The following is a 13,421-nucleotide window of genomic DNA, read 5'->3' as shown; positions in this document are numbered from 1 at the left end:
TGTAAATTAAATTCTGAATTTCTCCATAAAATTTATCTTTTAATATCAATTATATAACGAATTTTATGGGGTAGCCGTGAAAAACAGATAACATTCTTAAACTTGACAACTTTGTAAATTCAGCGATTTTCAACGGCATTCAGGAGGAGCCAATGGACCCCGAGGAAATAGCCCGCCACATGAATGGCCAGCTTCAGACCGCGTCTGCCGGACGCGATGAAGCGCTGCTGCGGTCGCCGATGATCCAGAACCACGCGGCGTTCCTGCACCTGCTGCCAGACGGAGCGCTTGCCTGTGCATGGTTCGGCGGCACGCTCGAAGGCAAATCGGACATTTCGATCTTCGCATCCGTGCTCCCGAAGGGCGCAGCCGGCTGGGGGCCGTCGCAGCGGCTGAGTTTCGATCCTGCGCATTCGGAGCAGAACCCGGTGTTCTTCTCCGCCCCGGATGGCAGGCTCTGGCTCTTCCACACCTCCCAGCCTTCGGGCAATCAGGACGAATGCCGGATTCGAATGGCCGAAATCCGCCGTGACGCCGCGGACCCGTTGGCGCTGACATCCGCGGAAGGGCGTTATCTCGACCTGCCGCGCGGCTGCTTCGTCCGCGCGCCGCTGGTGGTGCGTGCGGACGGCGCATGGCTGCTGCCGATCTTCCGCTGCATCCAGCGCCCCGGCCAGAAGTGGAACGGCAGCCACGACACCGCCGCCGTCGGCATCTCGCTCGACGAGGGCGCGACATGGCGGCTCGAAGACCTCGCGCAGTCCATCGGCTGCGTGCACATGTCGCCGGTCGTGCTGGAGGGCGAGTATCTTGCGGCCTTCTTCCGCCGGCGCCAGGCGGACTTCGTCTACAGGGCGCAAAGCCGCGATGGCGGGCGCTCCTGGTCGGCGCCTGCGGCAACCGACGTGCCGAACAACAATTCCTCCCTTGCCGCCATCCGCCTCGGCGACGGCCGCGTGGCGATGATCTGCAACCCGGTGAATGCGGCTCAGTCGGCCGATCGCCGCGCCTCGCTCTATGACGAACTCGGCGAGAACGACGATCGCCCGGACGCCGACCCCGCCGGCGGCTGCGTCCCGGTCTGGGGCGTGCCGCGTGCACCGGTCGCCCTCTGCTTGTCGGAGGACGGCGGCAACACCTTCCCGGTCCGCCTGCTGGTCGAGGATGGTCCCGGCTCCTGCCTTTCCAACGATTCGACCGACGGTCGGAACAAGGAAATGTCCTATCCCTGGCTGCTCGAAGAAGCGGACGGCACCCTGCACCTCGCCTACACCTATTATCGGCGCGCGATCAAACATGTCCGCCTGGCTCCCGGCTGGGACAGCGCCGATGCACGGAGACTTTCATGAGCAACATCATCGGCATCACCATGGGCGACCCGTGCGGCGTCGGCCCCGAGATCTCGGTTCGCGCACTGGCCGGCATGACGCCGGAAGAGCGCGCAACCATCCGCATCTACGGCAACCTTCCAACGCTCGAGGCCGCCCGTGAAGCGCTCGGCATCACGGTCGATCTTGCCTCTCATGTCGTGGACCTGCCGATCGAAGGCGCGCCGCTTGCCTGGGGGCAACTCAGCCCCATTGCCGGCGATGCGGCCTTCCGCTTCATCGAGAAGGCGGTGCGCGATGCGCAGGCCGGCACCATCGGCTGCATCGTCACCGCACCGATCAACAAGGAAGCGCTGAACCTTGCGGGCCACCACTATGATGGCCACACCGGCATGCTGCGCAGCCTGACCGGCGCCGAGGCGGCCTATATGCTGCTCGCGTCCGAACGCCTGAAGGTCATTCACGTCTCGACCCACGTCTCGCTGCAGGAAGCAATCCGCCGCTCGACCACCGAGCGCGTGCTGGCGACGATCCGCGCCGGTGATGCCCACCTGAAGCGCACCGGCTACGCCGCACCGAGAATTGCGGTCGCCGGCATCAATCCGCATTGCGGCGAAAACGGCCTTTTCGGCACGGAGGACGACGAACAGATCGCGCCCGCCGTTGAGGCCGCCCGCGCGGAAGGCATCGACGCGTATGGCCCGATCTCCGCCGACACCCTCTTCTACCGCGCCTATGCCGGCGCGTTCGATCTCGTCGTCGCGCAATATCACGACCAGGGGCACATCCCGGTCAAGCTCGTCGCCTTCGACACCGCCGTCAACGTTTCCGTCGACCTGCCGATCGACCGCACCTCGGTCGACCACGGCACGGCCTTCGACATTGCCGGCAAGGGGATTGCCGACCACGGCAACATGAATTCCGCCATCGCCTACGCCCGCAAGCTGGTGTCGGGCGCCGCCAAGCGAGGATGAGACCATGACGATCGCCCCCATCACGCTCCACCAACCCCGCCGGCTCGCCGTTGGCGCGGGCATGACCGGCGAGGTCGGCACCTGGGCCGCCGATGCCGCCTCGGTGCTGGTGATCGCCACGCCGATCACTGCCGGTTTTGTCGATCGCCTGAAGCTTGCCGGCCGCATCACCCTCTTCGACGCGATCCCCGGCGAACCCGATACGGCGACGCTGGATGCAGCGCTGGCAACCGCACGACAGTGCCGGCCGGACCTTGTCGTCGGCCTTGGCGGCGGCTCGGTTCTCGACGTCGCCAAGCTCGTCGCCGCGCTCTGGGATGGCGAACAGACGCTTGCCGACGTCGCCGGCCCGAACCGCGTTGCCGGCCGCCGCACGCGCCTCGCCCAGGTGGCCACCACCGCCGGCACCGGCTCCGAGGCCGGCATCCGCTCGCTGATCACCGATCCCGGCAAGGGCAACAAGATCGCGGTCGAAAGCCCGCACATGATCGCCGATTTCGCCGTGCTCGATCCGGAACTGACCTATTCCGTGCCGGCGGCCGTGACGGCCGCCACCGGGGTCGACGCCATGGCGCACTGCGTCGAGGCCTTCACCAACCGCCGGGCGCATCCGATGATCGACGGCTTTGCCCGCATGGGCTTCCGCCTCGTCGGCAAATATCTTGCACGCGCCGTGCGCGACGGCGCCGACACGGAAGCGCGCGAGGGCATGATGCTCGCCTCCTACTATGGCGGCATCTGCCTCGGCCCGGTCAACACCGCCGCCGGCCACGCCATCGCCTATCCGCTCGGCACCCGGCTTCGCCTGCCGCATGGCCTTGCGAACGCCATCATCTTCCCGCACGTCCTTGCCTTCAACCAGAAGGCGGCAACCGGAAAGACGGCGGAAGTGGCGGCAGCGCTTGGGCTGGGCGAAGGGCTTGCGACGGAAGACCTGCTCGACGCGGCCTGCGGCTTCTGCCGCGATCTCGGCATCGAGATGGCGCTGACGGCCCATGGCGCAACGGCAGGCGACCTGCCGCTTTATGCGGCCGAGGCACATGCCAATCGCCGCCTGATGGACAACAATCCCATCGACATGAGCGTGGAAGACGTGCTCGGCATCTACCGGGCCGCCCTCTAGAGTTTGTCAGGGAAAAGTGGGAACCGGTTTTCCCGAAAAGACAAACGAAAACAAAAGAATCTAGACCGCGCAAAAGGGTCGAAACCCCGGCTCTGCCGGGGTTTTCTCTGTCTTACTTGGTTGACTGGAACAGGCGCTCGCGCGACCCGGTAAGGTGGTCGAACATGAGCTGGCGCGCCCGCGCGCCGTCGCGCGCGGTAATGGCTTCGGCGATCGCCTCGTGTTCTGCGAAGACCCGCGTCAGGCCGGTGATTTCGCGCTTCACCGACGCGCCGTGGAACCGCATGCCAACGGCGATGTGGTCCTTCAGCGCTTCCATGGCGGTGAAGAAATAGCTGTTCTGCGCGGCGCGTGCGATGGCGAGATGGAACTGGAAATCCGCGTCCTCGCGGTGCGACTGCCGGTTGGTGGCATCCCGCATCAGCTCCAGCGCCTGACGGATGGCGGCAAGGGTACCGGCATCGTGCCGCTCCGCCGCCGCTGCTGCCGCCGCCGGCTCGACGGTCAGCCGGAATTCGTAACAGTTGAGAAGGTCGGCGACATTTTCCAGCTGTCCGAAGCCGAGCGGCTCCCGCATGCCGACGGCCCGCACGAAGCTGCCTGCGCCGCGCCGGGAATAGATGAACCCCTGCTCGCGCAGCCGCCGCAGGGCCTCCCGGATGATCGGCCGCGAAACCTCGAATTCGATCGCCAGGTCATGCTCGGTCGGCAGGCGCTCATCCGGCCGGTACGCACCGGATTTGATGGCACGGTGCATGCGCTCGAAAACGAGATCGCCAAGGCTCCTGCGTGCTGTTCCGTTCTCCAGTCCCATCTCTCATTCCGTCTTGCGGCGCAGCCGGCGCGCGATCTCTTGCAGCGTATCCGGCTGCCCAAACCCGCCTGATTTGGCGATAATGCAATGTCCTTGCGCATGCGCCAAGCCCAACCCGGGCAGGCATTCCCCCAGCAGACGAAACCGCACGATTCCCATCGTCTTCAAGAGCGCCTCCGCCGTGGCCCCGCCGGAGAAGAGCAGCGTCGATGCCGCATCGGTCAGTGCTGGGCACACGCTTTCTGCCAGCGCCTGCGACACTTCTGCAGAGGTCATGTCCGCGTCGCCCGCCACCGCCTGGACCAGCGTCAATGCGGAGCCATCCGCCCGCGCGTCGGCGAGACGGCCATTGGGCGCCGGCAGATAGCGCAGATCGCCATCGCTGCGAAGCGCCTCGATTTGCGCAAGGGTTATCGGATCGCGCGAGCCGATGACGAAGAGCCCCGGCCCAGCGGGTATTTCCGCGGCAACCGCCGCTGCGTGCCCGCTCATCCGCTCGGCCAGCGCCTCCGCAAGGCCGCGCGCGCCGACGAGAAGGTCGATGCCCGCCTCCCCTGCCCGCTCGAGCCAATCGTTCATTTCGCTCTGCCTCGCAATGTCCGGGATCGTGGCGCGGGCCGCGTGCGTGCCGAGCTTGCCGGCGACCGAAATCGGTGTATCCACCCCGAAGCCCGTCACGTGGCCGTCCTTTACGATTCGCCCGAATGCAGGGATCGCCGGCGCCACGAGGGCGGCCTTGAAAGACATCGCATCAAGCTCAGCCGCGATGTGCCCCTTGAGACGCGAGTCCACCTTCTTGAAGAGACGGGTTCCCGCCGGCACGGCCGCAAGTGCGACCTCCACCTGCCGGCGCGCAGCGTCGGCACTGATCTCACGCGAGGCGAGATTGATTGCAAGGACCTCCGGCCTCTCGCCGATAGCCTCCGCAATCGCCTCGACCTCTAACGCCACCTCCACATGCATGCCGCGCGCCGCAAACGGCGCGGCAGAATCCAACGTCCCCGTCAGATCGTCGGCAAGAATGGTCAGCATTACGACCCTCGGATATTGTTGTCATCTTAATAGCGCAATTCCATATTGATATGTCAACGATATTTGGTCGTTAATTACAACTATGGTGGATTTTATCCGGGCTGAAGCGATCGTTTTCGATCGTCTTGCTGCGCGCGCTTCTCCTCCCGCTCACTCCTCCTCGAACTTCACCATCGTGCCGCCACCGGTCGCCTGATCGGTGGGGAAAACCTCGACGCGGGCGACATCCACATAGACGGGAAGCGCGATGACGTCGTTGACGATGCGGGCGATGTGCTCCGGCTGGATCGGCCGGTAGCCGTCATAGAGAACGGCCTTCGCCTGGTTGTCAGCGATGGACGTACGATAGAGATCCGTCTGCACGCGACCGGGCACGATCTCGCTGACCCGAACGGAAGTGCCCAGCAGATCGCAGCGCAGGTTGTCGCAGAAGAGGCTGAGACCCGCCTTCGACGCGCCATAGGCGCCCATGTTGGGATAAGGCGCCTGGCCGCCGCTGGAGCCGATATAGATCAGATGGCCGCGCTTGCGCGCCACCATGCCGGGAAGCACGGCGCGTGTCAGGTGCAGCGGCGCCTTGAGGTTGACGTCGATCATCGCGTCGATTTCGGCAGGATCGATGTCCTGGAAGGCCGCGCGGGTCGACAGGATGCCGGCATTGTTGACGAGCACGTCCACCTCGACGCCGGCGAGCGCCTCAGTGATGCGCGCCGTATCGCGTACATCCGCCTGGATCGGGATCGCGCCGGTCGCCTCGGCAAGTGCGGCAAGCTGCGCCGCGTTGCGCCCCACCGCATGGACGGCAAAACCGCGGGCGCGCAGCATGGGCACGATGGCCTTGCCGATACCGCTGGTCGCGCCCGTGACGACAGCGACGCGATAGGCCTCAGACATAGATGTAGCCCCCACTGATGACGACATTCTCGCCCGTCGCATAGGTGTTGCGGCTGGACGCCATCATGACGATCCATTCGGCCATTTCGGCGGGCTCCGCCGCACGGCCGAGCGCGCTCGCCTTGGCAAGCTCCGGCAGGAATCCGAGCTCCTTGGCGCGGTCGGTGGCAAAACCGGCGGGCGCGACCGAGTTCACGAGGATCTGGTCCTTGGCGCATTCCTGGGCGAAGGATTTCGTCAGGCTCACCACCGCGGCCTTGGTGGCGGCGTAGTGCGCGTTCTGCGGATGCGCCTTGAAGGCATCGACCGAGGTGACGTTGACGATGCGGCCCGTCACCGCGGGTGCATTGACGAACTGGCGCATGTGGCGCACGGCCGCCACCATCATGTGGTAGGTGCCCTTGACGTTGATTGCATTTTCGAGGTCCCAGTCCTCGTCGGTGATTTCGAGGATCGGCTTTCGCGGATAGATCGCGGCACTGTTGACCAGCGCATCGATGCGGCCGAGCCTCGCGGCGACCGCGTCGAACCCGGCATGCGCCGTCTCGGCTCGGGAGATATCGGCGTTCGCCGTTGCGACCTCGGCGCCAAGAGCCTCCAGCGCCGCCGCAGACGAGGCAAGCAGCGCCTCGTTGCGATCGATGAGGCCGATTTTCGTCGCGCCCTGCGCGATCATCAGCTTGGCGGTCACAAGGCCGAGGCCCGATGCGCCGCCGGCGATGACAACAGACTGGTTCTTCACGTTTTCCGACCTCGCGATATTGGGTTGCGCCGCCATATTGGCCTGTCGGCGGCAGAGCGCAATGTCTTTGCCACGGACAATTCCATTTATCGGATCGAGCCGGCCGAGGTTCTTTTGCCAAGAACATCGCTCCGCCCGTCGGCGGAGCCGGTAGACTATATCACGGCTTTTTCGAGGAACGGGCGGTTCTCCACAACACGCTCGTAGCCGACCTCCGTCAGGTCCAATGTGCGATATTCGCCGTAGACGATCAACTCGGACACGCCCCGCCCTGTCGCGGGTCCCTGCTGCAGGCCATGACCGGAAAAACCGTTGGCGAACACGAAGTTGCGCACCACCGGATGACGGCCGACGACCAGATTGTGGTCCAGCGTGTTGAAATCGTAATGGCCCGCCCACTGATTCACCACCTTGATCGCCTCGAAATCGGGCGACCGTTCGGCAAGTGCCGGCCAGATGATCTCTTCGAACTCTTCGTAGCGCGGCTCGAAATCGTCCCAATCCGTGGCCGGATCCTCCACGGGCGGGCACCCCGTCAAGAAGAAGCGGCCTTCGGGCCGGCAGAATACGCCGGACGGATCGATCATCAGCGGCAGCCGCCCCTGATTGACGTTCGCGGTTCCCTCCGGCGTGCGGGCGCAATCGAACGCGAACAGGGTGCGCTTGCGTGGCTCGACCGGAATGTCGAGGCCGGCCATGCGGGCCGTCAGCGCCGCGCGGGGGCCGGAGGCATTGACGATCGTGCCGGCCTTGACGACCGCGCCCGATTTCAACGTCACCGACGTCACCTGATCCCCGTCACGCCCGATGGCCACGACCTCGTCGGCGATGTAATCGACGCCCAACGACCGGGCCTTGTTCCTGAAGCCGTACATCAGGCCCGTATTGTTGAACCAGCCTTCGCCCGAACGGCCGTAGGAGGCCAGTTCGATGTCCGCCACAGTGAGATGCGGGAAGGCGTTCGCCAGTTCGTCGCGGTTCCAGAGCACGACATCGGCCCCGCAGGAGACCTGTGCCTCATGGTTCTCCCTGAGAACCTGTGTCTGCTCCGGCGTATTGGCGAGGAACAGGTAGCCGCCCGCGTGGAAGGCAAGGTCCGGCTTGTCGTCGCCGACCTGCATCATCTCGCCGAAATTGCGAATGACCTCGGAGCCGTACTGGCTGATCTTCACGTTGATCGGATTGGAAAACTGCGTGCGGATCGAGGACGACGACAGGGAGGTCGCCGCCTTCAGATAGGTCGGATCGCGTTCGACGACGAGCACGGACCCGCCGAAATCGGGATTGGCCGCAAGATAGTAGGCGACGGCCGAACCGATCACCGCGCCGCCGACGATGACGACATCATACCGCTCTTTCATTTCGATGCCTCATCATCGGGATGGCCGATATCGACGAACCAGCCGCCAAGGTGAACGGTGGACGGCGCCTTCGGATCGACCGGCGGCTTTTCCGCCTCGACCTTGGCGCGGAAACGCTCCGTATTGTCCTGCGGCAGGTAGCCGAGGTGGCCGGCTCTGGCGTTATCGACCGGTTTGACGGCATTGTCGGACAGACCGAAGCTGATCGTGTGGCCCACCCGTGGCGCCGTGAGGCTGGCGGTGACGAGACGGATGCAGTCCTCGAAGGACAACCAGGACCAAAGCATGCGCCGGTCGGCCGGCTCCGGGAAGGAGGAGAAAATGCGCAGGCACACGCTCTCCAGTCCGAACTTGTCCCAGTAGAAGCGGCTGAGCGCTTCGACGAAGCATTTGGAAACGCCGTAAAGACTATCCGGCCGGACCGGTGCGTCGGTATCGATGTGGGCTTCCAGCGTGTGGTATCCGATCGCATGCACAGAGGAGGCATAGACCACGCGTTTGACGCCGTGTTTTCGGGCGGCCTCATAGATGTGGTAGCTGCCGCGGATATTGGCATCGAGGATATCCTGCCAGGGCCGCTCCAGCGGAACGCCGCCGAAATGCACGATGGCATCGACACCCTCGACCGCCTTCGTGACAGCGGGCTCGTCGGCGAGGTCGAAGACCATCGCCTCCTCGTTCGGCTGCAGATCCTTGATCTCGCCGATATCGGCCAGGCGCAATCTGTCGGCCAACGGCGCGAGGCCGCGGCGCAGCTCGGTGCCAAGCCGGCCGGCCGCACCTGTGATCAAAATGGTTTTGTAGGATCTGGACATTTTTCTTCCAATCAGAACACGAGTTTGGCGCGGGCCGCGCCGATGCGCTTCACCGCTTTTGCCAGGACCTCCCCGGAGGTCGCGGGGGAAATGCGAACGAAGGGCGACAGACCGTAGGCGGTGCTAGGAACGGCCGCCACATGCCCTTCGGCGAAAATCCGGCTCGCGATATGGCTCATCGTTTTTTCTCCGTCACATAACCCTTGGACAGGTCTTCGGCTTTGGCGTCGGCGGAACGTTCGGCCGGGTCTCCGAAACCGCCGCCGCCCGGCAGTTCCAGAACCAGCCGTCGGCCCGCCGGTACGTGCTGCCACCCCTTCGGCCGCAGCTTCGTGCCATCGTCGAGCCTTGCCGAACCAGGTGCTCCCCCTTCGCCGCCATCGCGCCCGCGCGCGGGCGTCGCGATACGGTCGAACATCGCCGAAAAGTCGAATTCATGCCCTTCCGCAGGCGCGATCTCGATGATCTGGCCGAGGCCGCCGCGATATTTGCCGGCACCGCCGGAATCGGGACGCAGCTCCTTGCGCCAGACGACGATGGGCCCGGTGTGCTCGGTCGCCTCGATCGGCATGGTATGGACGCCGGACGGAAAGGCCGTCGAAGACAGGCCGTCGATGCCCGGGCGCGCACCCATGCCGCCCGAGTTGAACATCAGCACCTCGGCACGGCGGCCGGACGCGCCCGCGACTGGGCGGGCCGAGATATGGATGTTCCACAGCGCTGCCGCCCCCTCGGCGAGAATCTTGCCGGGCAGCGCCTTGGCGAGCGCACCGAGAACGAGGTCCGGCACCATGTGGCCGATGACGTGGCGCACCGAAACCGGGGCCGGGCGCGGCGCATTGAGGATGTTGGTGGGCGAAGAAAAGTTGAAGACGGCGAGAGAGGCCGAATTGTTCGGAATGTCAGGTGCCACCACGCATTTCAGCGCATAGCAGGCATAGGCCTTCGTGTAGATCAGCGGAACGTTGATGCCCCAGCGGCTCACGCCGTCCGTGCCGGAGAAATCGACATTGACGCCGCTGTCGGCGATCGAGACCTCTGCGGCGAGCCTGATCGGCACGTCATAGCCGTCCGTCAGCATGTCGTTCGTCCAGGACCCCTTCGGCAAGCCGGCGATGCGTTCCATCGTCGCCCGGTGCGTGCGCGACAGGATGAAATCGCCGAGCGTGTCGAGATTGTCGTAGCCGACCTCCTCCAGCATCTCGATCAGCCGCTTGTGGCCGACGTCGTTGCAGGCGGCGAGCGAGTAGAAGTCGCCGATCACCTGGTTCGGCTCGCGCACGTTGAGGCGCAGGATCTTCAGCAGATCCTTGTTCACCGCGCCGCGCTCGGCGAATTTCATGATCGGGATCTGGATGCCTTCCTCATAGACCGACTTGCCGTCCGCCCCGAAGCCGCGCCCGCCGACATCGACCACATGGGCCGTGCAGGCGAAGAAGCCGATCAGCTCATCGCCCTTGAACGACGGCGAGACCATGGTGATGTCGTGCAGGTGGCCGGTGCCCTTCCACGGATCGTTGGTGACGTACGTATCGCCCGGATACATTTCCTCACGCGGGATCTCGGCGATGAAGTGCAGCACGGCTTCCGCCATGGTGTTGACATGGCCCGGCGTGCCGGTGACGGCCTGGGCGAGCATCTCGCCCCTGGCGTTGTAGACGCCGGCCGAAAGGTCGCCCGCCTCGCGGACGGAGGTGGAGAACGCCGTGCGCAGCAGCGTCAACGCCTGTTCCTCGACGACCGAGATCAGGCGGTTCCACATGACCTGCATGCGGATTTCATTGATATCGCTCATGATCAGTGACCCTTGCGCACGAGAAGAATGGTGCCGTCGAGCTGGATGACGGCATCGAACGGCGACGTGACGATGGTGGAGGTTTCCCGCTCGACGATGACGGCAGGGCCGATCACGCGCGCGCCGGGTGACAGCGTCTCGCGCGGCACGATGGCGGTTTCCAGCGTCCTGCCGGAGGCGGGATCGAAGACGGCTCTCGTGGTGGGTGCGGGTATCGCGGCACCGTCCGTTTCAAGCGTGAAGCGCTCGCCCTCGGGGCGCACGTCCTGCGCCTTGACGGACCAGGTGACGAATTCGATCTCCGGGCCTTCGACCGCGCGGCCGAAGAACTGGGCGTAGCGCTCCTTGAAGGCCGCTTCGATCATGGCAGCGTCCGCCGCCGTAAAGGCGCGGTCGGGCAGCGGCACGGGGATTTCCCAACCCTGGCCCCTGTACCGCATGAAGGCGGTGATCTCGCGCACGATCGCCCCGTCGGTTCCGGCGCGCACGAACCCTTCGGCGGTCGCCTTCAGGTCGTCGAGCATGGCGTTGATCGATCCGGCATCGAACTTGGACAGGCCCATGATCTTGGAGGCGAGCGCTTCATAGCCGAACGGTGCCTTCAGGAAGCCGATGGCCGAACCGACGCCCGCCCCTTGCGGGATGAGGCACTGGTCGACGCCGAGTTTTTCGCAGAGCCGGGCAGCGTGCAAGGGGGCAGCACCCCCGAAGGCGATCATGATGTTTTCGGAAATATTCTTGCCGTTCTCGACCGCATGCACGCGCGCCGCATTGGCCATGTTCTCGTCCACCACCTCGACGATGCCGAAGGCGGCGGCCTCGGTGGCGAGCTTCAGTCGGTCGCCGACGTCGCGCGCAATAGCGGCCCTTGCGTCATCAACCGAAAGCCTGATCTTGCCGCCGGCGAAGTTGTCGGGATCGAGCTTGCCGAGTACGAGATCCGCATCGGTGATCGCCGGCCGTTCCCCGCCACGCCGGTAACAGGCCGGCCCCGGCTCCGAAGCTGCCGATTCCGGACCGGCCTGGATGCGGCCCATGGCATCCACCCAGGCGATGGAGCCGCCGCCGGCGCCGATCTCGATCATCTCGATCACCGGAATGGAGATCGGCATGCCCGAGCCCTTGGAGAAACGGTAGGTGCGGGCGACTTCGAAGGTGCGCGCCGTGTGGGGCTGGTAGTCCTCGATGAGGCAGATCTTCGCCGTCGTACCGCCCATGTCATAGGAGACGACGCGGTCGAGGCTGAAACGGCGGGCGATATCGGCGGCGAAGATCGCCCCGCCCGCCGGGCCGGATTCGACGAGGCGAACCGGGAATTCGGAGGCCGTCTCGACCGAAATGAGGCCACCGCCGGAATGGATCATGAAGACCGGGCAGTCGGCGCCCATCTCCTTCAGGCGCACCTGCAGGCGCGACAGGTAGTCGGCCATCTGCGGACGCACATAGGCATTGGCGCAAACCGTGTTGAACCGTTCGAATTCGCGCATCTGCGGCGAGACTTCCGCCGAGATCGAGATCGGGATGGAGAGTTTCCTCGCGAGGATGTCGCGGGCGCGCTCCTCATGCGCCGGGTTCATGTAGGAATGGATGAAGCCGATGGCGACGGCCCCGAAGCCGCGCTCCGCGATGGTATCCGCCAGGGCTTCCAGCGCCGCCTCGTCGAGCGGCTGAAGCTCCCTGCCCTGCGCATCGATGCGGCCCTTGACCGGAAAGCGATCCTCGCGCGGGATCAAGGGCTTCGGCAGGACGAGGCTGAGGTCGTACTGTTCGAAACGGTTTTCCGTGCGCATCTCGATGACATCGCGAAAACCTTCGGTGGTGACCAGCGCGGTACGGGCGCCGCGGCGCTCGATGAGCGCGTTGGTGGCAAGCGTCGTGCCGTGGATGACGATGTCGATATCCCGAAGGGCGATGCCCGCATCCCGGACGACAATCTCGATGCCGTCGAGGATCGCCTGTTCGGGTGCCGAATAATTGGTCAGCACCTTCGTCGAGAACAGCTTGCCCCCGACCTCGAGTGCGATATCGGTAAAGGTCCCGCCGATATCGGCACCAAGGCGGATGTCGTGACGCTGTGTCATGCGGTTTCCTTTGCAGAATGAGCGGCCTTGCGCATCTGGCTCAACGTCCGGCGCGGGGTCAACGCCTCAGGCGAAATATCGAGGCGAGGAGGCACCGGTCTTCGATGCCCGATCGGCAGGAACACCTATTTCGCCCACGGCTACAGCGGTCACGGCGTCACCGGCTCCCACCTCTTCCGCCGCATCCTCTCGGAAGCCATCGACGGCGACCTCTCCCGCTTCAGCCAGTTCGAAAAGCTCCCCTGGATCCCCTTCCCAGGCGGCCGCATGTTCCGCGCGCAGTATTCCACGATCGGCTCGTGGTGGTACCAGTTCAAGGATGCTTTCGGGCTGTAGTCGGCGTAGCCACCCCCCTCTGGCCTGCCGGCCATCTCCCCCTCAAGGGGGGAGATCGGCAAGAGGCTTGAACAGCGCCCACACTCTACCCTCTGTGATGGGCGGGAGGTTGCTCCATCCAATCTC

At 64.9% G+C, this 13,421-nt stretch carries 12 protein-coding genes and 1 pseudogene; 4 read left to right on the top strand and 9 right to left on the bottom strand.

The window, feature by feature from the left end:
- The first annotated feature begins 152 nt into the window (after positions 1-152).
- The 3 genes from VGN93_RS09145 to VGN93_RS09135 are packed head-to-tail and all read left to right on the top strand — an operon-like array spanning position 153 to position 3,425.
- Positions 153-1,349: a sialidase family protein gene (locus tag VGN93_RS09145; protein WP_327507230.1), complete on the top strand. Its 1,197-nt coding sequence runs from the start codon at positions 153-155 to the stop codon at positions 1,347-1,349.
- Positions 1,346-2,302: a 4-hydroxythreonine-4-phosphate dehydrogenase PdxA gene (pdxA, locus tag VGN93_RS09140; protein WP_319315370.1), complete on the top strand. Its 957-nt coding sequence runs from the start codon at positions 1,346-1,348 to the stop codon at positions 2,300-2,302. The genes VGN93_RS09145 and pdxA overlap by 4 nt, the downstream gene beginning before the upstream one ends.
- A gap of 4 nt (positions 2,303-2,306) precedes the next feature.
- The gene (locus VGN93_RS09135; protein ID WP_327507229.1) at positions 2,307-3,425 is read left to right on the top strand and encodes an iron-containing alcohol dehydrogenase; all 1,119 of its coding nucleotides are present in this window, start codon (positions 2,307-2,309) and stop codon (positions 3,423-3,425) included.
- Positions 3,426-3,537: 112 nt separating this feature from the next.
- On the opposite strand, the gene VGN93_RS09130 is transcribed toward VGN93_RS09135, so the two are convergent.
- The 9 genes from VGN93_RS09130 to VGN93_RS09090 all read right to left on the bottom strand — a co-directional run bounded on the left by VGN93_RS09130 (position 3,538) and on the right by VGN93_RS09090 (position 12,959).
- The gene (locus tag VGN93_RS09130; RefSeq protein ID WP_319315365.1) at positions 3,538-4,239 is read right to left on the bottom strand and encodes a FadR/GntR family transcriptional regulator; all 702 of its coding nucleotides are present in this window, start codon (positions 4,237-4,239) and stop codon (positions 3,538-3,540) included.
- Between the two features lie 3 nt (positions 4,240-4,242).
- Positions 4,243-5,271: a four-carbon acid sugar kinase family protein gene (locus tag VGN93_RS09125; protein ID WP_327507228.1), complete on the bottom strand. Its 1,029-nt coding sequence runs from the start codon at positions 5,269-5,271 to the stop codon at positions 4,243-4,245.
- Positions 5,272-5,421: 150 nt separating this feature from the next.
- Positions 5,422-6,165: an SDR family oxidoreductase gene (locus VGN93_RS09120; RefSeq protein ID WP_319315361.1), complete on the bottom strand. Its 744-nt coding sequence runs from the start codon at positions 6,163-6,165 to the stop codon at positions 5,422-5,424.
- A complete protein-coding gene (locus VGN93_RS09115; RefSeq protein ID WP_327507227.1) occupies positions 6,158-6,907 on the bottom strand; it encodes an SDR family oxidoreductase in 750 nt (249 codons plus the stop codon). The genes VGN93_RS09120 and VGN93_RS09115 overlap by 8 nt, the downstream gene beginning before the upstream one ends.
- 155 nt (positions 6,908-7,062) lie before the next feature.
- Entirely contained in the window at positions 7,063-8,268 is a 1,206-nt protein-coding gene (locus VGN93_RS09110) for an FAD-binding oxidoreductase (RefSeq protein ID WP_327507226.1), read from the bottom strand.
- The gene (locus VGN93_RS09105; RefSeq protein ID WP_327507225.1) at positions 8,265-9,083 is read right to left on the bottom strand and encodes an NAD(P)-dependent oxidoreductase; all 819 of its coding nucleotides are present in this window, start codon (positions 9,081-9,083) and stop codon (positions 8,265-8,267) included. Before VGN93_RS09105 ends, VGN93_RS09110 begins: the two co-directional genes overlap by 4 nt.
- Before the next feature lie 11 nt (positions 9,084-9,094).
- The gene (locus VGN93_RS09100; protein WP_327507224.1) at positions 9,095-9,262 is read right to left on the bottom strand and encodes a hypothetical protein; all 168 of its coding nucleotides are present in this window, start codon (positions 9,260-9,262) and stop codon (positions 9,095-9,097) included.
- Entirely contained in the window at positions 9,259-10,878 is a 1,620-nt protein-coding gene (locus VGN93_RS09095) for a hydantoinase B/oxoprolinase family protein (protein WP_327507223.1), read from the bottom strand. The genes VGN93_RS09100 and VGN93_RS09095 overlap by 4 nt, the downstream gene beginning before the upstream one ends.
- Positions 10,879-10,880: 2 nt before the next feature.
- A complete protein-coding gene (locus VGN93_RS09090) occupies positions 10,881-12,959 on the bottom strand; it encodes a hydantoinase/oxoprolinase family protein (RefSeq protein WP_327507222.1) in 2,079 nt (692 codons plus the stop codon).
- A gap of 111 nt (positions 12,960-13,070) precedes the next feature.
- Here VGN93_RS09090 and VGN93_RS09085 point away from each other — a divergent pair.
- A pseudogene (locus VGN93_RS09085) lies at positions 13,071-13,295 on the top strand (gamma-glutamylputrescine oxidoreductase); the annotation flags it as partial.
- Between the last annotated feature and the right edge of the window lie 126 nt (positions 13,296-13,421).

Origin of the sequence: Shinella sp. (assembly GCF_035998705.1) — a bacterium.
GTDB lineage: Bacteria > Pseudomonadota > Alphaproteobacteria > Rhizobiales > Rhizobiaceae > Shinella.
The sequence above is the reverse complement of the archived record's forward strand: the minus strand, read 5'-3'. Positions and strand labels throughout refer to the sequence as shown.

Bases quoted from the DNA above. Each gene is read 5' to 3' on its own strand.
- VGN93_RS09145 (WP_327507230.1), top strand. From the start codon at position 153: ATGGACCCCGAGGAAATAGCCCGCCACATGAATGGCCAGCTTCAGACC.
- VGN93_RS09105 (WP_327507225.1), bottom strand. From the start codon at position 9,083: ATGTCCAGATCCTACAAAACCATTTTGATCACAGGTGCGGCCGGCCGG.
- VGN93_RS09110 (WP_327507226.1), bottom strand. From the start codon at position 8,268: ATGAAAGAGCGGTATGATGTCGTCATCGTCGGCGGCGCGGTGATCGGT.
- VGN93_RS09090 (WP_327507222.1), bottom strand. From the start codon at position 12,959: ATGACACAGCGTCACGACATCCGCCTTGGTGCCGATATCGGCGGGACC.
- VGN93_RS09100 (WP_327507224.1), bottom strand. From the start codon at position 9,262: ATGAGCCATATCGCGAGCCGGATTTTCGCCGAAGGGCATGTGGCGGCC.
- pdxA (WP_319315370.1), top strand. From the start codon at position 1,346: ATGAGCAACATCATCGGCATCACCATGGGCGACCCGTGCGGCGTCGGC.
- VGN93_RS09125 (WP_327507228.1), bottom strand. From the start codon at position 5,271: ATGCTGACCATTCTTGCCGACGATCTGACGGGGACGTTGGATTCTGCC.
- VGN93_RS09135 (WP_327507229.1), top strand. From the start codon at position 2,307: ATGACGATCGCCCCCATCACGCTCCACCAACCCCGCCGGCTCGCCGTT.
- VGN93_RS09095 (WP_327507223.1), bottom strand. From the start codon at position 10,878: ATGAGCGATATCAATGAAATCCGCATGCAGGTCATGTGGAACCGCCTG.
- VGN93_RS09130 (WP_319315365.1), bottom strand. From the start codon at position 4,239: ATGGGACTGGAGAACGGAACAGCACGCAGGAGCCTTGGCGATCTCGTT.
- VGN93_RS09120 (WP_319315361.1), bottom strand. From the start codon at position 6,165: ATGTCTGAGGCCTATCGCGTCGCTGTCGTCACGGGCGCGACCAGCGGT.